This is a genomic window from Streptomyces typhae, from assembly GCF_009755605.1.
Lineage (GTDB): Bacteria > Actinomycetota > Actinomycetes > Streptomycetales > Streptomycetaceae > Streptomyces > Streptomyces typhae.
This window is the reverse complement of sequence record NZ_WPNZ01000002.1, coordinates 533713-554434: the sequence shown is the minus strand read 5'-3', so window position 1 is coordinate 554434 and position 20722 is coordinate 533713. Positions and strand designations below refer to the sequence as shown.

The 20722-nt window shown below is 72.4% G+C and carries 17 protein-coding genes; 12 read left to right on the top strand and 5 right to left on the bottom strand.

Annotated features, from left to right (window positions below):
- Positions 1-418: 418 nt before the first annotated feature.
- The 4 genes from wecB to GPA10_RS06580 all read right to left on the bottom strand — a co-directional run bounded on the left by wecB (position 419) and on the right by GPA10_RS06580 (position 4695).
- On the bottom strand, positions 419-1582 hold the full coding sequence (gene wecB / locus GPA10_RS06595; protein WP_343040425.1) for a non-hydrolyzing UDP-N-acetylglucosamine 2-epimerase: 1164 nt from the start codon (positions 1580-1582) through the stop codon (positions 419-421).
- Positions 1583-2039: 457 nt separating this feature from the next.
- A complete protein-coding gene (locus GPA10_RS06590) occupies positions 2040-2771 on the bottom strand; it encodes a response regulator transcription factor (RefSeq protein WP_157164583.1) in 732 nt (243 codons plus the stop codon).
- The gene (locus GPA10_RS06585) at positions 2768-4066 is read right to left on the bottom strand and encodes a PAS domain-containing sensor histidine kinase (RefSeq protein ID WP_157164582.1); all 1299 of its coding nucleotides are present in this window, start codon (positions 4064-4066) and stop codon (positions 2768-2770) included. The genes GPA10_RS06590 and GPA10_RS06585 overlap by 4 nt, the downstream gene beginning before the upstream one ends.
- A complete protein-coding gene (locus tag GPA10_RS06580; protein WP_157164581.1) occupies positions 4063-4695 on the bottom strand; it encodes a hypothetical protein in 633 nt (210 codons plus the stop codon). Before GPA10_RS06580 ends, GPA10_RS06585 begins: the two co-directional genes overlap by 4 nt.
- 144 nt (positions 4696-4839) lie before the next feature.
- Here GPA10_RS06580 and GPA10_RS06575 point away from each other — a divergent pair, with 144 nt between their 5' ends.
- Entirely contained in the window at positions 4840-6012 is a 1173-nt protein-coding gene (locus GPA10_RS06575) for a sensor histidine kinase (RefSeq protein ID WP_157164580.1), read from the top strand.
- Positions 6013-6332: 320 nt separating this feature from the next.
- Here GPA10_RS06575 and GPA10_RS06570 read toward each other — a convergent pair whose 3' ends face one another.
- Positions 6333-7340, bottom strand: a complete 1008-nt coding sequence (locus GPA10_RS06570; protein ID WP_107450568.1) for a rod shape-determining protein — start codon at positions 7338-7340, stop codon at positions 6333-6335.
- A 335-nt stretch (positions 7341-7675) separates the two neighbouring features.
- Here GPA10_RS06570 and folC point away from each other — a divergent pair, with 335 nt between their 5' ends.
- The 11 genes from folC (at position 7676) to GPA10_RS06520 (ending at position 20694) form a co-directional block, all read left to right on the top strand.
- The gene (gene folC, locus GPA10_RS06565) at positions 7676-9229 is read left to right on the top strand and encodes a bifunctional tetrahydrofolate synthase/dihydrofolate synthase (protein WP_343040422.1); all 1554 of its coding nucleotides are present in this window, start codon (positions 7676-7678) and stop codon (positions 9227-9229) included.
- Positions 9230-9234: 5 nt separating this feature from the next.
- The gene (locus tag GPA10_RS06560) at positions 9235-9600 is read left to right on the top strand and encodes a DUF4233 domain-containing protein (RefSeq protein ID WP_058850973.1); all 366 of its coding nucleotides are present in this window, start codon (positions 9235-9237) and stop codon (positions 9598-9600) included.
- 62 nt (positions 9601-9662) lie between these two features.
- Positions 9663-10076: a nucleoside-diphosphate kinase gene (gene ndk, locus GPA10_RS06555; RefSeq protein WP_058850972.1), complete on the top strand. Its 414-nt coding sequence runs from the start codon at positions 9663-9665 to the stop codon at positions 10074-10076.
- Positions 10077-10366: 290 nt separating this feature from the next.
- The gene (locus tag GPA10_RS06550; RefSeq protein ID WP_030362602.1) at positions 10367-11386 is read left to right on the top strand and encodes a rod shape-determining protein; all 1020 of its coding nucleotides are present in this window, start codon (positions 10367-10369) and stop codon (positions 11384-11386) included.
- A 234-nt stretch (positions 11387-11620) separates the two neighbouring features.
- On the top strand, positions 11621-12628 hold the full coding sequence (gene mreC, locus GPA10_RS06545; RefSeq protein WP_343040421.1) for a rod shape-determining protein MreC: 1008 nt from the start codon (positions 11621-11623) through the stop codon (positions 12626-12628).
- A gap of 16 nt (positions 12629-12644) precedes the next feature.
- Entirely contained in the window at positions 12645-13316 is a 672-nt protein-coding gene (mreD, locus tag GPA10_RS06540) for a rod shape-determining protein MreD (protein ID WP_058850970.1), read from the top strand.
- The gene (locus GPA10_RS43330) at positions 13313-13444 is read left to right on the top strand and encodes a hypothetical protein (RefSeq protein WP_281364771.1); all 132 of its coding nucleotides are present in this window, start codon (positions 13313-13315) and stop codon (positions 13442-13444) included. Before mreD ends, GPA10_RS43330 begins: the two co-directional genes overlap by 4 nt.
- A 52-nt stretch (positions 13445-13496) precedes the next feature.
- Positions 13497-15671, top strand: a complete 2175-nt coding sequence (gene mrdA / locus GPA10_RS06535; RefSeq protein WP_157164578.1) for a penicillin-binding protein 2 — start codon at positions 13497-13499, stop codon at positions 15669-15671.
- A gap of 2 nt (positions 15672-15673) precedes the next feature.
- A complete protein-coding gene (rodA, locus tag GPA10_RS06530) occupies positions 15674-16870 on the top strand; it encodes a rod shape-determining protein RodA (protein ID WP_157164577.1) in 1197 nt (398 codons plus the stop codon).
- Between the two features lie 125 nt (positions 16871-16995).
- Positions 16996-18618: a CYTH and CHAD domain-containing protein gene (locus tag GPA10_RS06525; protein WP_157164576.1), complete on the top strand. Its 1623-nt coding sequence runs from the start codon at positions 16996-16998 to the stop codon at positions 18616-18618.
- A gap of 132 nt (positions 18619-18750) precedes the next feature.
- On the top strand, positions 18751-20694 hold the full coding sequence (locus tag GPA10_RS06520) for a TIGR03960 family B12-binding radical SAM protein (protein ID WP_058850966.1): 1944 nt from the start codon (positions 18751-18753) through the stop codon (positions 20692-20694).
- Positions 20695-20722 lie beyond the last annotated feature (28 nt).

Below are 20722 nucleotides of genomic sequence, written 5' to 3'. Positions count from 1 at the left end.
GGGCCGGTCGGTGGGGGATGTCGGGACCGTCCGGTGGGCGGGGGACGTCGGGCTCGTTCGGTGGGTGGGGGTTTTGGTGCGTGCGGCGAGTGGGGTTTTCGGGCGGGGCCGGTCGGTGGGGGATGGCGGGACCGTCCGGTGGGCGGGGGACGTCGGGCTCGTTCGGTGGGTGGGGGTTTTGGTGCGTGCGGCGAGTGGGGTTTTCGGGCGGGCCCAGTCGGTGGGGGATGGCGGGACCGTCCGGCGGGCGGGGCTTTCAAGCGCGTGCGGCGAGCGTGGGGCTTCAGGCGCGCCCGGCCGGGGGGCTCCAGGCCCGTCCGGTGAGCGAGGGCTTTCAAGCCCGTCCGGCGATTGAGGACGAGGCCCGAAGGGCCGGAGCGGGGGGAACGGGGGCGCAGCCCCCATAGGGGACGTCCGGTCAGGCGGCGACGGAGAGGGGAGAGGGGGTGTGCCCGGGGCGAGCCCCGGAGCCCAGTGCGCCGAGGAGCGCGACGATCCGCTGCGAGGCCAGCCCGTCACCGAACGGCGAGGGCGCCGAGGCGAGCCGCCGCAACCCCGCCTCGCCCTCGCCGAGCCGCCGCCGCACCGCCCGGCCGATGGCCCGCCCGGGGGCGACGAGCTCGGCGAAGCCGGCGTCCATGGCCTCGGGCCGCTCCGTGGAGCGGCGCACGACGACCAGCGGCCGGCCGAGCACGGTGGTCTCCTCCTGGACACCGCCGGAGTCGGACACGATCACGGCCGCGTGCCGGGCGAGGGCGAGGAACTCGCCGTACCCGAGCGGCGGCAGCTCGGTGAGCGCGGCGAGGAGACGGCCGAGCCCGGCCGCCTCCAGGCGGGCCTTGGTCCGGGGGTGCACGGCGAAGAGGACCGGCAGGTCGTCGGCGGCGAGCGCGGCAAGCTCGGTGAGGATCGCGCGCAGGGCCGCGGGGTCGTCGGTGTTCTCGGGCCGGTGCACGGTGGCGAGGAGGTAGCGGTCCGCGGTGACGCCGTGCGCGGCGAGCAGCTCGGCGCGCACGGCGGCGGACGGCAGGTGCTCGTGCACGGCCTCGACGACGGTGTTGCCGGTTACGGCGACGCGCCCGGCGGGCACGCCCTCGGCGCGCAGCAGGTCCCGGTTGTCCTCGGTGGCCGCGCACAGCACGTCCCCGAGCTGGTCGATCACGACGCGGTTGTGCTCCTCGGGCATCGCGCGGTCGTGGCTGCGCAGGCCCGCCTCCACGTGGACGAGGGGGATGCCGCGGGCGTTCGCGGCGAGCGCCCCGGCGAGGGAGGCGTTGGTGTCGCCCTGGACAACGACGGCCAGCGGGGGCTCGTCCGCGAAGAGGGCGTCGAGCTGGGTGAGGGCGGCGGAGATCTGCACGGCGCGGGGCTTGCCGCCGACGCCCTCCAGGAGGGTGGGGTCGGGCAGGCCCAGCTCGGTGAGGAAGCGGCCGGAGAGGTCGGTGTCGTAGTGCTGGCCGGTGTGGACCAGGTGGGCCGCAGGGCCCAGGAGGCGGATCACGGGGGCGAGCTTGACCAGCTCGGGGCGGGTGCCGAGGACTAGCGCCACGGAGCGGGGCGGCAGGGCGTTGGCGGGCGTCACGGGGGCTCCTGGCCGGTGTGTGCGGGGTGGGGACAGTCAGGAGCGTGCGGGGCGGGGGTTGCCGGGGCGGGGTGCCTTCGGTTGCTCTCCGGTTGCGAGGTGCCCGCCCCGGGATGTTCGGGGCGAAGGCCCCGGGCCCTTGGGTCCCGGCGGGCGGGACCTTCGGCCCTGAGGGGAGCGGGAGGAGGCTACTGCGAGGGCTCAGAGGGCCCAAGGGCCTCGGGGGCCCCGAGGACTCAATGGGCCCAGGGGGCTCCGGGGGCTCCGGGGGGTGCTTGGGGTGCTTGGGGTGTTGCTCGAAGGGCTCCGAGGATTCAGGGCTCAGAGGGCTCCGAAGGCTCCGAGGGACTTGGAGTGCTCGGAGTGCTCGAAGGGCTTTGAGGAGTCAGGGGGACCCGGGGCTCAGGGGGCTCTGAGGGCTTCGGGGGGCTCGGGGTGCTCAAAGGGCCCCGAGGGCTCAGAGGGCCCCGGGAGGCTCGGGGGGCTCGGAGGCCTCAGGTTGCTCGGAGGGTTCGTCGCCGCGGTAGCGGTAGCCCAGGCCCCGTACCGACTCCAGCGGATCCCCGGGCCCCTCGCCCACGGCGAGCTTCCGGCGCAGGCGGAGGACGGCGAACTTGACGCGCTCCCGGCCGGAGGCGGCGGGGTCGTTCCAGACCAGGTCGAGGAGCTGTTCGGTGGTGACGACGCGGCCGCGGTTGCGGACGAGGACTTCGAGGAGGCGGTACTCGATGGCGCTCAGCCGGGTCTCGTGGCCCTGCCAGACGGCGGAACGGCGTTCGGGGACGAGCCTGAGGCCGGCCTCGACGTACTCGCCGCGCCACTGCTCCGGGTTGCTGCGCCGCAGCAGCGCCTCCACTCGGGCGAGCAGCTCCAAATGGTCGAAGGGCTTGCAGAGGTAGTCGTCGGCGCCCGATCGCAGCCCGCGGACCCGCTCGGCGGGGCTCGTACGGCCGGAGAGGATCAGGACGGGCAGATCCGTGAGGTCACGGGTGCGGTCCAGGACGTCCCAGCCGTCGAGGCCGGGCAGGACCAGGTCGAGGACCATCAGGGCGGGGCGCCGGGCGAAGAGCAGGCGCAGCGCGGCCTGGCCGTCGTCGGCGGCCACGACCTCGTACCCGGCCCGGGTGAACAGGACCCGCAGCGCGAGCCCGAGGTCGGGGTCGTCCTCGACGACGAGCAGACAGGTCATACGGGGCGGCTCCCGGGCTGCCCGGCACGGTCCTCCCGGCTGCTCCCGGCCCGCCCGGCACGCCCCTTGGGCTCCCCGCTTCCGGGCGGCCCGTCGGCGGGGAGCCGGACGACGACGGTGGTGCCGCGGCCCTCGGCGCCGTGCAGGGCGACGGTGCCCGCGTGCAGGCGCACCGCGTCCCGTACGACGCTCAGACCGAGACCGGTCCCGGGGTAGGGGCCGCGGCGGGCGTTCGGGGCGCGCACGAACTCGGTGAAGACCTCTTCGTGCAGCTCCTCGGGGACGCCGATGCCGTCGTCGCGGACGGTGAACTCCCAGCCGGGCCCGGCGGGCGAGCCGGGTGCGCCGTCCGCGACGACCGCACCGTCTGCGCCGACCGCGCCGACCGCGCCCTCACGGGAAAGGTGTTCGCACGGGCGCGCGGTGACGGAGACGATTCCGCCCGCGGGGGTGAACTTCACGGCGTTGTCGAGCAGGGCGGCGAGTGCCCCCTCCAGCTGGTCGGCGTCGGCGCGCAGCGGCGGGCGCTCGGCGGGCAGGTCCAGGCTCACGAAGACGCCGCGGCGGGTGGCGCGGGGCGTGGTGTCGGCGACGAGGCGGTCTAGGAGCGGGCCGGGGTCCAGCGGGGCGTAGGCGGGCGGGGCGCCGCTCGCGGCCTGCGCGTACCGGTGCAGGAGGCCGTCCGCCATGTCCTGCATGCGCCGGGCGGCGCGCCGGACGGTGTCGACGTACTCGCGCTGCGCGCCGGTGAGGGGGGCGGCGGCCGGGTCGGCGAGCAGCTCGCAGAAGGTGAGCACGGTGGCGAGCGGGGTGCGCAGCTCGTGGGAGGTGCGGGCGGCGAACTCGGCGCGGTCGCGGGCCAGCGCGGCGAGGGAGTCGATGTGCCGGTGCAGGTCGTCCTCGTACCGGTGCTGCCCGGTGACGTCCTCGACGAGCCACAGGACGCCGAGGCGGCTGCCGTCGGCGTCGATCGGCTGGCGGCTGCGGCGCAGGACGCGGCCGTCCCGCAGCCGGACCTCGGCCTTGCGGACGAACTGGCCGCGCAGGGTGCGGGCGGCCTCCGGATCCGCCGTCGCCGCCTCCGGCAGGAGCCGGAGCACCGCCTCGGCGACGGGTTCGGCCGACGCGCCCGCCGACAGGTCGATGCCGGCGCCGTCGATTCCGCAGACCGTCGCGAACTGCGGATTGGCCGCGACCACCCGGCCGTCGTCCCCGACGAGCAGCGCCCCGAGCGGAATCGCCCGGAGCACCGCCTCCGTGACCGGGGTGTGCAGCCCCCTCGGCGCCGCCGTCATGTGGCGGGCTCGGCCACCGGCAGCCACGCAGGGCCGAGGCCCGGCGCGAGGCCGAGGCGTTCGAGCTCGGCGTCCGCGAGGGCCTCGATGACCCGCGGGTCGGCGCTGCGCCAGCCCTCGGCGAGGCTGCCGGGCGTCGCGTCGGGCAGGCCCGGGGTGCGGGCGAGGGCGGTGGCGGTGGCGGCCACCTCGTCCAGGGGGCGCAGCAGGGAGCGCAGGGCGAGGAGCTCACGGCCGTCGTCGGACTCGGCGAGGTCCCGGGCGGCGGCGGCCTGCCGGACCCAGCGCAGCCGGCGCGGCAGCCAGCGGGCGAGGACGAGGCCGACCGGGACGAGGAACAGGGCGACGGCGCTCACCACGAGTCCGGCCCGCATCGTCACCGGGTCGATGTCGTCGACGACGCCCACCACCGAGCGCAGTGCGGCGCCCACGTCGTCACCGACGAGGGGCAGCCGTGCGGCGGGCGAGCCGGAGGAGGCGACGCCGGAGTCGGGGCCCGGTCGGGTGAGGAGCAGGGCCATCCGGTACGCGACGACCGCGGCGGCGGTCCACCCCGCGGTCCACAGCAGGACCGCGGCGTCACCGGCGAGCTGACGGGTCCGCCGACCCGGATTCTGGGCATACCACATGGTCCGATTGGAACTCCGGGGCGCGCGGTGGCCGGGCAGCCGCGCCGGTCGTACACCCGATTTGCCGGACGCGCCACCGCCGGGGCGCGCGGCGGACGCGCGCGGTGACGTGTCCGGGCCGGGTGCGGGGATGATGGGAGGACCATGGACGACCTGCCCGCCGCCGAGGTGTCGCGCAAGGCGGCGGCTGCGACCCGTCGCCTCGCCCGGCGTTGCGCCGGCGAATCCTGGGCCCTCGATCTCCTCACCGCGCTCTCCTGCCTGGCCCTGATGGCGCTCGACGTGCCGGGCCTCGCCGCCGACGACAACTCCCTCAACGGTCCGACCGCCACCCTCGTCCTGGCGGCGGGCGCGGCGACGCTGCTGCTGCGCAGGGTCGCGCCCTGGGTGCCGTTCCTGGTCGCGCTCGCGCTGCTGGGCTGGCTGCACGAGCTGACGCTCGCGCAGTTCGCGCTGTACTCGCTGGCGCGCTACCGGGGGCGGGCGGCCGGGGCCGCGGGCGTCGTGGTCTATGTGGCCTTCGCGTACGTGATGTTCACGCTGCCAGGGTGGCCGGTGCACAGGGGGGACACGCTCAGCGAGTTCCTCAGCCTGGTCGTGCCCATCGGGGCGCTCGCCGCGGGGGTCGGGGTCGCCGCCAACCGGCAGGACCTGGTGCGGGAGTTGCAGGCGCAGCGGGCCGAGACGCAGGCGCTGCACGCCGTGCAGCAGGAGCGGGCGCGGATCGCACGGGACGTGCACGACTTCGTGGGGCGCGAGCTGACGCTGCTCAGCGTGCGGTCGCAGGTGCTCGCCCGGCGGGCGGGGGGCACGCCGTGGGCCGACGGGTTCGAGGAACTGTCGGAGACGGGGCGGTCCGCGCACCGGATGCTCAACGAGATCATCGTGCGGCGCGGGGTCGACGGGGCGCCGACACCCGGGCTCGCCGCGCTGCCCGAGCTGGCGGAGGCCGGGGCGCGGGCGGGCAGTCCGGTGGACCTGCACGTCGACGACGCCGCGTACCGGCTCTCGCCGCTGCGGCAGGCCGCGGTGCACCGGGTGGTGCAGGAGTGCCTGACGAACGCGGCCAAGCACGCTCCTGGGGAGCGGGTGGAGGTGCGGGTGCGGGTGGCCGCGGGGCGGCTTCTCGTGCGGGTCGGCAATCCGCTGCCCGCGGTGGGCACGCCGGCGTCGCCCTCCCCTGCCCCGGTGTCCGCCGGGACCGGCACGGCGGGGATGGCTGAGCGGGTGCTCGCGGTCGGGGGCACCTTCTCCGCGGGGGCTCGCGGGGGCGCGTACGTGGTGGAGGCGACCCTCCCGTCCGGCGACCCCGTCTGACCCCTGCCCCGGGTGCCGCGGATCGCCCTGCGGGCTCGTCCTCAATCGCCGGACGGGCTTTTCCCCAACCTTCCCGCCTCGCAGTTCGCCCTGCGGGCTCGTCCTCAATCGCCGGACGGGCTTTCCCCCAACCCTCCCGCCCCGCAGTTCGCCCTGCGGCCGCGTCCCCCTTTGCCGGACGGCCTCTTGTCGGTCCGCGCCCCGGCCGCTGCCGGAAAAGGGGCGGGTGGGTGGGAAAAAGCCCGTCCGGCGATTGAGGACGAGCGCGGAGCGCGATCGACGCGACGCCCGCCCCCACCCGCGGGCGGGAAGACACAGACCTACGCCGCGGACAAGCCCTTGGCCAACCCCTCGAAGTCCTCCACACACTTCCCGCACCCCAGCGCCACGCTGTCCAGCGGATCGTCGGCGACGAAGACGGGGATGCCGGTGGCGGAGGCGAGGCGGAGGTCGAGGCCGGGGAGCAGCGCGCCGCCGCCGGTCAGGACGATGCCGTGTTCCATGACGTCGCCGGACAGCTCCGGCGGGCACTCCTCGAGGGTGACCCGCACCGCGGCGATGACGGCCTCGACGGGCTCGTCGAGAGCGGCCCGCACCTCCCGCACCGTCAGATCCACCGTCTTGGGCAGCCCGCCGACCTTCTCGCGCCCCCGCACGGTGAACGTCCGCATCTCGAAGGCGTCCTCGCCCGGCACCGGCCACGCCGAGCCGATGGCGACCTTGACGTCCTCGGCGGTCCGCTCGCCGATGAGGAGCGAGTGCTCCCGGCGTACGTAGTCGGTGATCGCGGCGTCGAAGCGGTCCCCGCCGACCCGCAGGGACTGGGACGTCACGATGCCGCCGAGCGAGATCACGGCGACCTCGGAGGTGCCGCCGCCGATGTCCACGATCATGGACCCGCGCGCCTCCGCCACGGGGAGCCCCGCGCCGATCGCGGCTGCCATCGGCTCCTCCACCAGGTGGACGGCGCGCGCCCCGGCCCGCTGCGAGGCGTGCACGATGGCCCGCCGCTCGACCTGGGTGACACCGCTCGGCACGCAGATCACCATCCGCGTACGCGGCCTGCGGCCCGGCAGGGCCTTGCGCACGAAGTGCCGGATCATCTCCTCGGCGGCCTCGAAGTCACTGATCACGCCGTCCTTCAGGGGGCGGATCGCGGTGATCGAACCGGGGGTGCGCCCGATGGTCTCCTTGGCCTCCGTGCCGACGGCCAGGGCGGTGCGCGCGCCCTCCTTGACGGCGACCACGGACGGCTCGTTGAGCACGATGCCCTGCCCGCGGACGTACAGAAGAGTGTTGGCGGTGCCGAGGTCGATGCCTATGTCCATGATCGTCAAGTTTGCCCGGCACATCCCGGGGCCGGAGGGGCCAAGGTCCCGAATCGGACGGGCCCAAAGTCCTGACAGGTGACGGGCGGGCGACGAGATCGGCGACGGACAGGCGGTGGACGGGTGCCGGACGGACGACCGGACAGGCGCCGGGCACGAGGTGCACAGGGGCGCGGAGAGGCGCCGGGCACGAGGCGCACCGGCGTGCGGAGAGGCGCCGGGCAAGAGGTGCACAGGCGTGCGGAGAGGCGCCGGGCAAGAGGTGCACAGGCGTGCGGAGAGGGCGCGGCCCGGTCCCCCCGGGCACTGTCGGGCGCTCTCCGTAGACTGGTTGCGTGAGCGACCTCCCTCCGAACGACAGCCCCCGCGACGACGACCGCGGCCCCGCCGGTGCCAGCGACGAGTTCGACGAGTTCGACGAGCTCGTGGCGGCCGAGACCGACCGCGACCCCGACCTCGCCGTGATCGAGGCGGGCAGCCGCACCCTGCGCACCCAGGCGGGCCCGCCCGAGGCCGATGTCCCCGCCCGCCCCGCCGACCCCGAGGTGGACAAGGCGCTGCGCCAGGTCGAGGCGGAGCTCGCCGACCGCTGGGGCGAGACGCGGCTGGAGCCGTCGCTGCGCCGCATCGCGGCCCTGATGGACGTGCTCGGCGAGCCCCAGCGGGCGTATCCGTCGATCCACATCACGGGGACGAACGGCAAGACGTCCACGGCCCGGATGGTCGAGGCCCTCCTCGGCGCCTTCGAGCTGCGCACCGGGCGGTACACCTCGCCCCACGTCCAGTCGATCACCGAGCGCATCAGCCTGGACGGCGCCCCCATGGCCCCCGAGCGCTTCGTCGAGGCGTACGAGGACATCAAGCCGTACGTCGAGATGATCGACGCCAAGGACGACGTCCGGCTCTCCTTCTTCGAGGTCCTCACCGGCATGGCGTACGCGGCCTTCGCGGACGCCCCCGTGGACGTCGCCGTCGTCGAGGTCGGCATGGGCGGCACCTGGGACGCCACGAACGTCATCGACGGCTCCGTCGCCGTCGTCACCCCCATCGACCTGGACCACACCGACCGCCTCGGCAACACGGCCGCGGAGATCGCCGCCGAGAAGTCCGGCGTCATCAAGCAGGACGCCACGGTCATCCTGGCGCAGCAGCCGGTCGACGCCGCCCAGGTGCTCCTGAAGAAGGCCGTCGAGGTGGACGCGACGGTCGCGCGCGAGGGCCTGGAGTTCGGGGTCACGTCCCGGCAGGTCGCCGTCGGCGGTCAGCTCCTGACGCTGCGCGGGCTCGGCGGCGCGGCCAACGAGTACACAGAGGTGTTCCTGCCGCTGCACGGCGAGCACCAGGCGCACAACGCCGCGGTGGCCCTCGCCGCCGTCGAGGCGTTCTTCGGCGTCGGCGCCCAGCACGCCCGCCCCCTGGACATCGACACCGTCCGCAAGGCCTTCGCCTCCGTCGCCTCGCCCGGCCGCCTCGAAGTGGTCCGCCGCTCGCCCACCGTCGTCCTGGACGCGGCGCACAACCCCGCGGGCGCCCGCGCCGCCGCCGCGGCGATCGGTGAGGTCTTCGACTTCAGCCGCCTCATCGGCGTGGTCGGCGTCAGCGACGACAAGAACGCCCGCGGCATGCTGGAGGCCTTCGAGCCGATCTTCGCCGAGGTCGTCGTCACGCAGAACTCCAGCCACCGCGCCCAGGACGCCGACGTGCTCGCCGCCCTCGCCGTGGAGGTCTTCGGCGAGGACCGGGTGCAGGTCGAGCCGCGGCTCGACGACGCCCTGGAGGCGGCGATCACGCTGGCCGAGGAGGAGGGGGAGTTCGCCGGCGGCGGTGTCCTCGTCACCGGCTCCGTCATGACCGTCGGCGAGGCCCGACTGCTCCTGGGGAGGGGCTGACCGCTGTGCGCACGCTCTGTTCGTCGACGCTGATCGGTGAGTTCCTCGTCATCGGGTTCGCGGGTCTCGTCGCCATGAAGGACCCGGACCTGGAGATGGGCACGGTCTGGACGGTCTGCGGCATCGCCATGGCCCTGTCGGTCCTGCTGTGCGGCATGGTCACCCGGCCGGGCGGCGTCCAGCTCGGCTGGGCGCTCCAGATCGCGCTGATCGCCAGCGGCTTCATCGTGCCGATGATGTTCTTCATGGGGGCGATGTTCGCCGCCCTGTGGTGGGCGTCGGTGCACTTCGGGCGGAAGATCGACGAGGCGAAGGCCCGGTTCGCGGCCATGGCCGAGTCCGGAGGCGGAGCCGGGCAACACACTCCGTAGCCGCCCCGGTATCGTGCGGGCATTCCCACGGTCACGCAGAACACCTCTTGGAGCCGCACACCATGAGCGAGCGCACCCTCGTCCTCCTCAAGCCCGACGCCGTCCGCCGCGGACTGATCGGCGAGATCGTCGGCCGTATCGAGCGCAAGGCGGGCTGGAGCATCTCCGCGATGGAGCTGCGCTCACTGGACCAGGAGACCCTGGAGCAGCACTACGGCGAGCACCAGGGCAAGCCCTTCTACGAGCCGCTCGTCGCCTTCATGTCCTCCGGTCCCGTCGTCGCCCTCGTCGTCGACGGCGAGCGGGTCATCGAGGGCGTGCGTCAGCTCGCCGGGCCGACCGACCCGATCGCCGCCGCGCCCGGCTCCATCCGCGGCGACTTCGGCGTCATCGTCCGGGAGAACCTCATCCACGCGTCGGACTCCGCCGAGTCCGCCGAGCGCGAGCTGAAGATCTTCTTCCCGGGCCTCGTCTGACGGGCCCCGCGGCCGGCGGACACGCCGTCGACGACACCAGGGACGGCCGGTCGGAACCGGCCGTCCCTTGCCATATGCGGCCCGATCGGGGGAACCCGTAACCCCTGTGGCACGTCTCCAGAAGCGGGGCGGCTCATCATCTGCTGACAATGGCGCAGACCCTCGCGCCGTCTTCGTGCGGGCGAGACTACGATGGAAGCCTCCACGCCACTCAGCACCCACCTCGCCTACCTAACAAGCCATCACACGCTCCACTAGGGAAGGCCAGACGCATCCTCATGGGGAACAACATGTCGTTCATCGGCCGTGACATGGCTGTCGACCTCGGGACCGCCAACACGCTGGTGTACGTCAGGGGTCGGGGGATCGTGCTCAACGAACCGTCCGTCGTCGCGATCAACACCAACACCGGCGGCATCCTCGCGGTCGGCGCCGAAGCGAAGAAGATGATCGGGCGCACGCCCGGCAACATCGTCGCGGTGCGCCCCCTGAAGGACGGCGTGATCGCCGACTTCGAGATCACCGAGCGGATGCTGCGCTACTTCATCCTGAAGATCCACAAGCGCCGCTATCTGGCCCGCCCGCGCGTCGTGGTCTGCGTGCCCTCCGGCATCACGGGCGTCGAGCGCCGCGCCGTCATCGAGGCCTCCTCGCAGGCCGGTGCCCGCCAGGTGCACATCATCGAGGAGCCCATGGCCGCGGCCATCGGCTCCGGTCTGCCGGTCCACGAGGCCACCGGCAACATGGTGGTCGACATCGGCGGCGGCACCACCGAGGTCGCCGTCATCTCCCTCGGCGGAATCGTCACGGCACAGTCCATCCGGGTGGCCGGCGACGAGCTGGACAACGCGATCATCCAGCACATCAAGAAGGAGTACTCGCTCCTCCTCGGTGAGCGCACCGCCGAACAGATCAAGATCACCATCGGTTCCGCGTACGACATGGACGCCGACGAACACACCGAGATCCGCGGCCGCGACCTGGTCTCCGGCCTGCCGAAGACCGTCGTGATCTCCGCCGCCGAGGTCCGCAAGGCCATCGAGGAGCCGGTCAACGCCATCGTCGACGCGGTCAAGACGACCCTCGACAAGTGCCCGCCCGAGCTCTCCGGCGACGTCATGGACCGCGGCATCGTCCTCACCGGCGGCGGCGCGCTGCTGCGCGGCCTGGACGAGCGGCTGCGCCGCGAGACCGGCATGCCCATCCACATCGCCGAGGACCCGCTGGACAGCGTGGCGCTCGGCTCCGGCAAGTGCGTGGAGGAGTTCGAGGCCCTTCAGCAGGTCCTCGACGCCCAGCCGCGCCGGTGACGGTGGCGCGAACACGCTGAGCGTGGGTCCGCCGTACGAGTGCCTGCCACCTCGTACGGCGGATCGTTGATATAGAGGCAACGAAGCAAGACAGAGAGATGACAATTCCGCGGAGCACTCGCCTGCCCGCGGATTCATGGGTTTCCTGTTCAGGAGTTCTCCTGCGCAGAGGTTTCCTGTCCAGGGACCCCGGATTCCCCCTTTTCCGACTTGAGGAAGGCACGGCCGCCGCACGTGAGGGACACACGAGAGAGCCGGCTGCTCCTGGTGCTGCTGATCGCCATCGCGTTCGCACTGATCACGGTGGACATCCGCGGTGGTGAGGATTCGCCGGTCGACGGTGCCCGCCAGGCCGCCGCCACGGTCTTCGGCCCGGTCGAGAACGGCATGTCGTCCGCCGTCGACCCCATCGGCAACGCGATCGGAGCGGTCCGCGACTCCGGCGACCGCCACGACCGCATCGCCGAACTCGAACGCCAGAACGCCGCGTTGAAGGCCAAGCTCGGCAGCGACGACCGCAACCGCAGCCGTGTGAGACAGCTCGACACCATGCTGAAGACGGCGGGCGCGGGCCAGTACGGCATCAAGGGCGCGGAGGTCATCGGCATAGGAGCGGCCCAGGGCTTCTCCTGGACGGTCACCATCGACGCCGGGGCCGACGACGGCCTGAAGCGCGACATGACGGTGCTCAACGGCGAGGGCCTCGTCGGCCGCGTCACCACCGTCGGCCCCTCCACCGCCACGGTGCTGCTCGCCAACGACCCCGACTTCACCGTCGGCACCCGCATGGAGAAGACCGACGAACTCGGCTTCGCCTCCGGTCAGGGCGACCGCCCGCTGCGCGTCCAGATGCTCAACGGCAAGGCCAAGGTGAAGAAGGGCGACCGCCTGGTCACCTTCGGCTCGCAGGCCGACAAGCCGTTCGTGCCGGGCGTCCCCGTCGGCGAGGTCGTCCGCGTCGACCCCTCCGGCGGCGACTTGACCCGCAACGTCTACGTCCGGCCCTACGTCGGCTTCACCAAGCTCGACGTCGTCGGAGTCGTCGTCGAGGCCCCGCGCAAGGACCCCCGCGACACGGTCCTGCCGCGCAAGCCCGACAAACCCAAGCCGGCCCCCACGGTGACGGTCACGGCCACGCCGTCCGGGAACGCCCCGGCCGATGGCACGGGCAACGCCGATGGCACAGGCAACGCCGACGGCACGGGCAACGACAACGGCTACGACAACGGCAACGAGCAGTAGGAGCACTGACACCCCCATGCGCTTCAACCGGATCCTGCTCTCCAGCACCCTCGTCGTCGTCGCCCTCGTCGTCCAGGTCAGCGTCCTCGCCCGGCTCCAGCTGCCCGGCGCCGTCCCCGACCTGGTGCTGCTCACCGTCCTCGGCCTCGCCCTGGTGTACGGGCACGTGGGCGGCGCCCTGATCGGCTTCGGCGCGGGCCTGCTCACCGACCTGGCGCCGCCCGCCGACCACGCCGCGGGACGCTACGCCCTGGTCCTGTGCGTCATCGGCTATCTGGCGGGCCTCGCCAAACCCGAGACCGGCCGGCTCCGCTCGGCCAGCGGCCCGCTCGTGGTCGTGGTCAGCTCCGCCGTCGGCTCCACCCTCCTGTACGCCGGTGTGGGCGCCCTCGTCGGCGACGACGCGGCCCGCCACGTCGGCCTCGGCGGGCTGCTCTTCACCGCCGCTCTGTACGACCTGCTGCTCGCCCCGTTCACCATCCCGCTGATCATCGCCCTGGCCCGGCGCGCCGAGAACGATCCGCTGGGGGAGTCCGCCGCGGGCACCAAGGCCGCCGACGTCTCCTCCGGCTGGCTCTCCTCCGGCACCGGTCTGAGCATCGGCAACCAGCGCGGCGGCCTCAGGATGAAGGCGGCCAAGGCCCGGGTGGCCCGCGCCGGACGCATCAAGGGGGTCAAGCGCCTGTGAGCGCGACGCAGCAGCCGCACCAGCCGACGTACGAGCAGCCGCACCAGCCGCCGCACCAGCCGCCGCACCAGCAGTCGCACCAGCCGACGTACCGGCAGACATGCCGCAGGGGAGGCCCGCAGCAGTGACCAACGCCCACCCGTCGCCCACCACCGCCCCTGCAGAGAATGGGCTACGCCCATGACCAACATCCCCGAGACGGGCCGCACCCCCCGCGTCCAGGTCCGCCTCGTCATCATCCAGATCCTCGTCGTCTCGCTGCTCCTCACCCTCGGCGGCCGGCTGTGGTACCTCCAGGTCCGCAACGGCTCCGAGTACGCCGAGGAGGCCTCGGGGAACCACGTCCAGCAGGTCGTCCAGCCCGCCGTGCGCGGCTCGATCCTCGACGCCCGCGGCGTGCCCATCGCCGACAACCAGACCCGGCTCGTCGTCTCCGCGTCCCGCACGGACCTGATGAAGATGAAGGACGACGGCAAGAGCGTCCTCGACAAGCTCGCCGGTGTCCTCGCCATGAGCCCCAAGGACGTCGCCGACAAGGTCCGCCTCTGCGACTCCAAGACGCCCCAGCCCTGCTGGAACGGCTCGCCCTACCAGCCCATCCCGATCACCGACGAGGCCACGCCCAAGCAGGCCCTCCAGATCCGGGAGCGCTCGGAGGACTTCCCCGGCATCACCGCCGAACCCACCGCCGTACGCCGCTACGGCGCCCCCGGCAAGTCCAACACCGCGCAGGTCCTCGGCTATCTCTCACCCGTCACCGACGAGGAGATCAACAAGGCCAAGGACTCCGACTCGCCCTACCTGCGCTCCGACCAGGTCGGCCGCTCCGGTCTCGAGCGGACCTACGACAAGCAGCTGCGCGGCAAGGCCGGCGTCACCCGCTACGAGGTCGACAACCTCGGCCGCGTCATCGGCAAGGCCGAGTCCGACCGCGCCCAGCCCGGCTCCAACGTCGTCACCAGCATCGACGCCCGGGTACAGGCCGTCTCCGAGTACTGGCTGAACGACGCGATGAAGAAGGCCCGCGACGAGTTCGACAAGAACACCGGCGAGAACTACAAGGCCGACGCGGGCGCCGTCGTCGTCATGGAGAACAAGACCGGCCGCATCGTCTCCATGGCCTCCAACCCCACCTACGACCCGAACGCCTGGGTCGGCGGCATCTCCGGCAAGGACTACGCGCGCCTGACCGGCAAGAAGTCCAACTACCCGCTGCTCAACCGGGCCATCCAGGGCCAGGCGGCCCCCGGCTCCATCTTCAAGGTCATCCCGACCGCCGCCGCCGTCAACGCGGGCTACGAGTTCAACGGCCGCTACCCGTGCCCCAGCTCGTACTCGATCGGCGGACAGGTCTTCAAGAACTTCGAGTCCCAGGGCCACGGCTCCATCACCCTCGGCCAGGCCCTCGAAGTCTCCTGCGACACCGTCTTCTACAAGCTCTCCCACGACCAGTGGGCCAAGGACGGCGGCAACAAGCCGAAGAAGAACGCCCACGACTGGTTCTACAAGACCGCGCACCAGTTCGGCCTCGGCAAGGAGACCGGCATCGACCTCCCCAACGAGGTCACGGGCCGCGTCCCCGACCGCAAGTGGAAGAAGGACTACTGGGCGGCCAACAAGGACGCCTGGTGCAAGCAGGGCAAAAAGGGCGGCGAGTACGCCGAGCGCATCGCGTACGAGAACTGCCTCGAAGGCATGAAGATGCGCGCCGGTGACTCCGTCAACTACTCCATCGGCCAGGGCGACACCCTCGTCACGCCGATACAGATGGCCACCATCTACTCCGCCATCGCCAACGGCGGCACCATGTACGACCCCACCGTCGGCAAGGCGATCATCAGCGCCGACGGCAAGCGCGTCGAGGAGATCGCCCCCAAGTCCCACGGCAAGCTGCCCATGGACGCGGCACTGCGCAAGGACATAGACGGTGCCCTCGCGGACGTCGCCACCAAGGGCACCGCCGCCTGGCGCTTCGGCGGCTGGCCGCAGGACAAGATCCCGATGCACGCCAAGACGGGCACGGCCGAGGTCTACGGCAAGCAGACGACGTCGTGGTTCGCGACGTACACCAAGGACTACTCGATCGTGATGACGATCTCCCAGGGCGGTACGGGCTCCGGCGCGTCCGGACCCGCCGTGCGCAAGATCTACGACGCGATCTACGGTCTGGACGACAGCGGCAAGCAGGACCTGAAGAAGGCCCTGCTGCCGGAGCCGCAGAAGTCCCTGCCCAAGATCCAGCCCGACGGCTCCATCGACGCCCCCAGGATCAAGCCGTTCAAGCCCGCGAAGCCGAAGGCGCCGACCGAGCAGACCGAACTGGCCGGGCCCCCGGCGAATGTGAGGCGTGACTAGCCATGGCCGGCACCGGTGGTTTCTCCGTCTCGGGCTACGGCCCCGAACGCTCCACGATGTCCCGTCTGTTCGCCCGCGACTCGATACTGCGCCGGCTCGACTGGGTGATACTGCTCTGCGCCCTCGCGCTGTCCGTGATCGGCTCCGCGCTCGTCTACTCGGCGACCCGCAACCGCACGGAACTCGTCGGCGACGACCCGTACGCCTTCGTCATCAAGCACGTCATCAACGTCGGCATCGGGCTCGGCCTGATGGCCGGCACGATCTGGCTCGGCCACCGCACCCTGCGCACGGCCGTCCCGATCCTCTACGGCATCTCCGTCTTCCTGGTGCTGCTCGTCCTCACCCCGCTCGGCGCCACCATCAACGGCGCCCACGCGTGGCTGGTGATCGCGGGCTTCTCGCTGCAACCCTCCGAGTTCGTCAAGATCACCATCATTCTGGGCATGGCGATGCTGCTCGCGGCCCGCGTCGACGCCGGCGACAGGGAGCACCCCGACCACCGCACCGTGGTGCAGGCGCTCGGCCTCGCCGCCGTCCCGATAATGATCGTCCTGCTCATGCCCGACCTCGGCTCGGTCATGGTCATGGTGATGATCATCCTCGGGGTGCTGCTGGCCTCCGGCGCCTCCAACCGCTGGGTCTTCGGCCTGCTCGGCGCGGGCGCCCTGGGCGGTGTCGCCATATGGCAGCTCGGCGTCCTCGACGACTACCAGATCGCCCGCTTCGCCGCCTTCGCCAACCCCGCCCTCGACCCCGCGGGCGTCGGCTACAACACCAACCAGGCGCGCATCGCGATCGGCTCCGGCGGCCTCACCGGCACCGGACTCACCAAGGGCTCCCAGACCACCGGCCAGTTCGTCCCCGAGCAGCAGACGGACTTCGTGTTCACGGTCGCGGGCGAGGAGCTCGGCTTCGTCGGCGCGGGCGCCATCCTGCTCCTGCTCGGCGTCGTGCTCTGGCGGGCCTGCCGCATCGCCCGCGAGACCACCGAGCTGTACGGCACGATCGTCGCCGCGGGCATCATCGCCTGGTTCGCCTTCCAGGCCTTCGAGAACATCGGGATGACGCTCGGCATCATGCCCGTAGCGGGCCTGCCGCTGCCGTTCGTGTCGTACGGCGGATCGTCCATGTTCGCCGTCTGGGTGGCCGTCGGACTACTCCAGTCGATCAAGGTGGAGCGGCCGCTGTCCGCCTGAGGCCCGTCCGGGACGCCGCCGGGGCCCGCCGTCGGGGAGTGCGAGGGCAGGCCCCGGCGGCGTCCTCGGCACGGTCGTCCGTACCGCACCTGTTTAGGGTCCCGGATCCCGTCTAGGTTCATGTCATGGCGGACACGAAGCGCGACGCGGACAGGAAGCCCGGAACCGGTACCAGGACCAAGCGCGAGATCGAGCGGAAGTACGACGCGGCAGCCGACAGCGCGCTGCCCGACCTCACCGGCGTCGGAGGCATCGCCGACGTCGTCGGCCAAGGCGTCACCGACCTCGACGCCGTCTACTACGACACCCCCGACGAACGCCTCGCCGCGGCCTCCATCACGCTGCGCCGCCGCACCGGCGGCAGCGACGCGGGCTGGCACCTGAAACTGCCCGTCGCCCACGGCACCCGCGACGAAGTGCACGCGCCCCTCACCGACGACCCGTCCGACGACGTGCCGGACGCCCTGCGCGACCTCGTCCGCGCCCATGTGCGCGGCGCCGACCTCGCCCCCGTGGTCCGGCTGCGCTCCGCCCGCGACCTCCACCACCTCCTCGGCGGCGACGGTGCCGTACTCGCCGAGATCAGCGTCGACGGAGTGCTCGCCGAGCGCCTCGGCAGCGGCACCGGCACCGTCGCCTGGACGGAGATCGAGGTCGAACTCGCCGACGGCGGCGACCCGGCCCTGCTCGACAAGGTGGACAAGAAGCTGCGCAAGGCCGGCGTCCGGCCCTCGGCGGCGTCCTCGAAGCTGGCACGGGCCCTGGCCGAGACGGCGGACGGCGGCCCCGGCCCGGCGAGCGGCGACACGGCACGCGACAAGCCCGGCAGGCCCGGCAGGCCCGGCACGCTCCAGTCCGCCGACGCCTCGGCGGGCGGCCACGTCCTCGCCTACTGCCGCAAACAGCGCGACGCCCTCCTGGAGTGGGACGTCGCCGTGCGCCAGGACGTCCCCGACTCCGTCCACAAGATGCGCGTGGCGACCCGCCGCCTGCGCAGCGCCTTCAAGTCGTACCGCAAGGTCCTCGACCGCACGGTCACCGACCCCCTGGGCGACGAACTGAAGTGGCTGGCCGCCGAACTGGGCGTGGACCGCGACCGCGAGGTCCTCCTCGACCGCCTCACGGCCGCCGTCGACGACGTGCCCCGCACCCTGCTCCTCGGCCCCGCGCGGGCCCGGTTGCAGGTCTGGGGGGTCGCGGGCCGCGCCGACGCCCGGCAGCTCACGCTCACCGTCCTCGACAGCGAGCGCTATCTGCTGCTCGTCGACCGCCTCGACACCCTCCTCGCCGACCCGCCGCTGCGCAAGGCCGCCGCGGCGCCCGCCACCGACGTCCTGCCCAAGGTCCTGCTCAAGGACTACGGCCGCCTCGCGGCCCGCGTGGGCGACGCCCTCGCCCTCGCCCCCGGCGAGGAACGCGACCTGGCCCTGCACGAGGCCCGCAAGGCCGCCAAACGCGCCCGGTACGCGGGCGAGGCCGCGAAGCCCGCCCTCGGCAAGGCCGCGGCCCGCTTCGCCAAGCGCATGAAGGCCGTGCAGACGGTGCTCGGCGAACACCAGGACAGCGTCGTCGCCCGCGAGACCCTGCGCGACCTCGCGGTCCAGGCGCACGCCGCCGGGGAGTCCGCGTTCGTCTGGGGCCTGCTGTACGGCAGGGAGGAGGCGGCCGCGGCGGCGGGGGAGCGGGAGCTGCCCGAGGTGTGGGGGCGGGCTGCCCGGCCCAAGGTGCGCTCGGCGCTCGGCGGCTGACCCGAGGGGACAACGGCCCACAGGGACGAGTCCGGTCGGTGCCGGTTCGTGCTGGTCCGAACGCGTGACGAGAGGTGGCCCCGGCCACGTTAGGCTTGAGGGTCACCCCTGTCAGCTCACGAAGGTCCAGCGATGTCTGTCGAGTCGGTTTTCCCGCAGCTCGAAGCCCTGCTCCCGCATGTGCAGAAGCCGATCCAGTATGTGGGCGGCGAGCTCAACTCCACCGTCAAGGAGTGGGACGCCTGCGACGTCCGCTGGGCCTTGATGTACCCGGACGCGTACGAGGTCGGCCTGCCCAACCAGGGCGTCATGATCCTGTACGAGGTGCTCAACGAGCGCGAGGGCGTCCTCGCCGAGCGCACGTACAGCGTGTGGCCGGACCTGGAGGAGCTGATGCGCGAGCACCGGGTCCCGCAGTTCACGGTGGACAGCCACCGCCCGGTGAAGGCCTTCGACGTGTTCGGCCTGTCCTTCTCCACGGAGCTGGGCTACACGAACATGCTCACCGCCCTGGACCTCGCGGGCATCCCGCTTGAGTCCAAGGACCGGACCGTCGACGACCCGATCGTCCTCGCGGGCGGCCACGCGGCCTTCAACCCCGAGCCGATCGCCGACTTCATCGACGCGGCGGTCATCGGCGACGGCGAGCAGGCCGTGCTCGACATGACGGAGATCATCCGCAAGTGGAAGGCCGAGGGCCGTCCCGGCGGGCGCGAGGAGGTCCTCTTCCGCCTCGCGAGGACGGGCTCGGTCTACATCCCCGGGTTCTACGACGTCGAGTACCTCCCCGACGGCCGCATCGGCCGTGTCGTACCGAACAGGTCCGGTGTCCCGTGGCGCGTGTCCAAGCACACCGTCATGGACCTGGACGAGTGGCCCTACCCCAAGCAGCCCCTGGTCCCGCTCGCCGAGACCGTCCACGAGCGCATGTCCGTGGAGATCTTCCGCGGCTGCACGCGCGGCTGCCGCTTCTGCCAGGCGGGCATGATCACCCGCCCGGTGCGCGAGCGCTCCATCACGGGCATCGGCGAGATGGTCGACAAGGGTTTGAAGGCGACCGGCTTCGAGGAGGTCGGCCTGCTGTCGCTCTCCTCCGCCGACCACACCGAGATCGGCGACATCGCCAAGGGCCTCGCCGACCGGTACGAAGAGGACAAGATCGGCCTGTCCCTGCCCTCCACCCGGGTGGACGCCTTCAACGTCGACCTCGCCAACGAGCTGACCCGCAACGGCCGCCGCTCGGGCCTCACCTTCGCCCCCGAGGGCGGCAGCGAGCGCATGCGCAAGGTCATCAACAAGATGGTCTCCGAAGAGGACCTGATCAGGACCGTCGCCACCGCCTACGGCAACGGCTGGCGGCAGGTGAAGCTGTACTTCATGTGCGGCCTGCCCACCGAGACCGACGAGGACGTCCTGCAGATCGCCGACATGGCGATGAACGTCATCCAGAAGGGCCGCGAGGTCTCCGGCTCCAACGACATCCGCTGCACGGTCTCCATCGGCGGCTTCGTGCCGAAGCCCCACACGCCCTTCCAGTGGGCCCCGCAGCTCTCCTCCGAGGAGACCGACGCCCGCCTGGAGAAGCTCCGCGACAAGATCCGCGGCGACAAGAAGTACGGCCGCTCCATCGGCTTCCGCTACCACGACGGCAAGCCCGGCATCGTCGAGGGCCTGCTCTCCCGCGGCGACCGCCGCCTCGGCGCCGTCATCCGCGCCGTCTACGAGGACGGCGGCCGCTTCGACGGCTGGCGCGAGCACTTCAGCTACGACCGCTGGATGAGCTGCGCCGACAAGACGCTGCCCGAGGTGGGCGTCGACGTCGACTGGTACACGACCCGTGAGCGCACCTACGAGGAGGTCCTGCCCTGGGACCACCTGGACTCCGGTCTCGACAAGGACTGGCTCTGGGAGGACTGGCAGGACGCCCTCGACGAGACCGAGGTCGACGACTGCCGCTGGACGCCCTGCTTCGACTGCGGTGTGTGCCCCGCCATGCAGACCGAGATCCAGGTCGGTCCCACCGGCAAGAAGATGCTGCCGCTCACGGTGGTGAACGGGGCACCGGCGAACGGCTGACCGGCCGCTCACTGCCCGACTGTGCCGC

Excerpts from the sequence above, each read along its gene's own strand:
- GPA10_RS06590 (WP_157164583.1), bottom strand. The coding sequence starts at position 2,771 with ATGACCTGTCTGCTCGTCGTCGAGGACGACCCCGACCTCGGGCTCGCG.
- GPA10_RS06585 (WP_157164582.1), bottom strand. The coding sequence starts at position 4,066 with ATGACGGCGGCGCCGAGGGGGCTGCACACCCCGGTCACGGAGGCGGTG.
- GPA10_RS06580 (WP_157164581.1), bottom strand. The coding sequence starts at position 4,695 with ATGTGGTATGCCCAGAATCCGGGTCGGCGGACCCGTCAGCTCGCCGGT.
- GPA10_RS06575 (WP_157164580.1), top strand. The coding sequence starts at position 4,840 with ATGGACGACCTGCCCGCCGCCGAGGTGTCGCGCAAGGCGGCGGCTGCG.
- GPA10_RS06570 (WP_107450568.1), bottom strand. The coding sequence starts at position 7,340 with ATGGACATAGGCATCGACCTCGGCACCGCCAACACTCTTCTGTACGTC.
- ndk (WP_058850972.1), top strand. The coding sequence starts at position 9,663 with ATGAGCGAGCGCACCCTCGTCCTCCTCAAGCCCGACGCCGTCCGCCGC.
- GPA10_RS06550 (WP_030362602.1), top strand. The coding sequence starts at position 10,367 with ATGTCGTTCATCGGCCGTGACATGGCTGTCGACCTCGGGACCGCCAAC.
- mreD (WP_058850970.1), top strand. The coding sequence starts at position 12,645 with ATGCGCTTCAACCGGATCCTGCTCTCCAGCACCCTCGTCGTCGTCGCC.
- mrdA (WP_157164578.1), top strand. The coding sequence starts at position 13,497 with ATGACCAACATCCCCGAGACGGGCCGCACCCCCCGCGTCCAGGTCCGC.
- rodA (WP_157164577.1), top strand. The coding sequence starts at position 15,674 with ATGGCCGGCACCGGTGGTTTCTCCGTCTCGGGCTACGGCCCCGAACGC.
- GPA10_RS06525 (WP_157164576.1), top strand. The coding sequence starts at position 16,996 with ATGGCGGACACGAAGCGCGACGCGGACAGGAAGCCCGGAACCGGTACC.
- GPA10_RS06520 (WP_058850966.1), top strand. The coding sequence starts at position 18,751 with ATGTCTGTCGAGTCGGTTTTCCCGCAGCTCGAAGCCCTGCTCCCGCAT.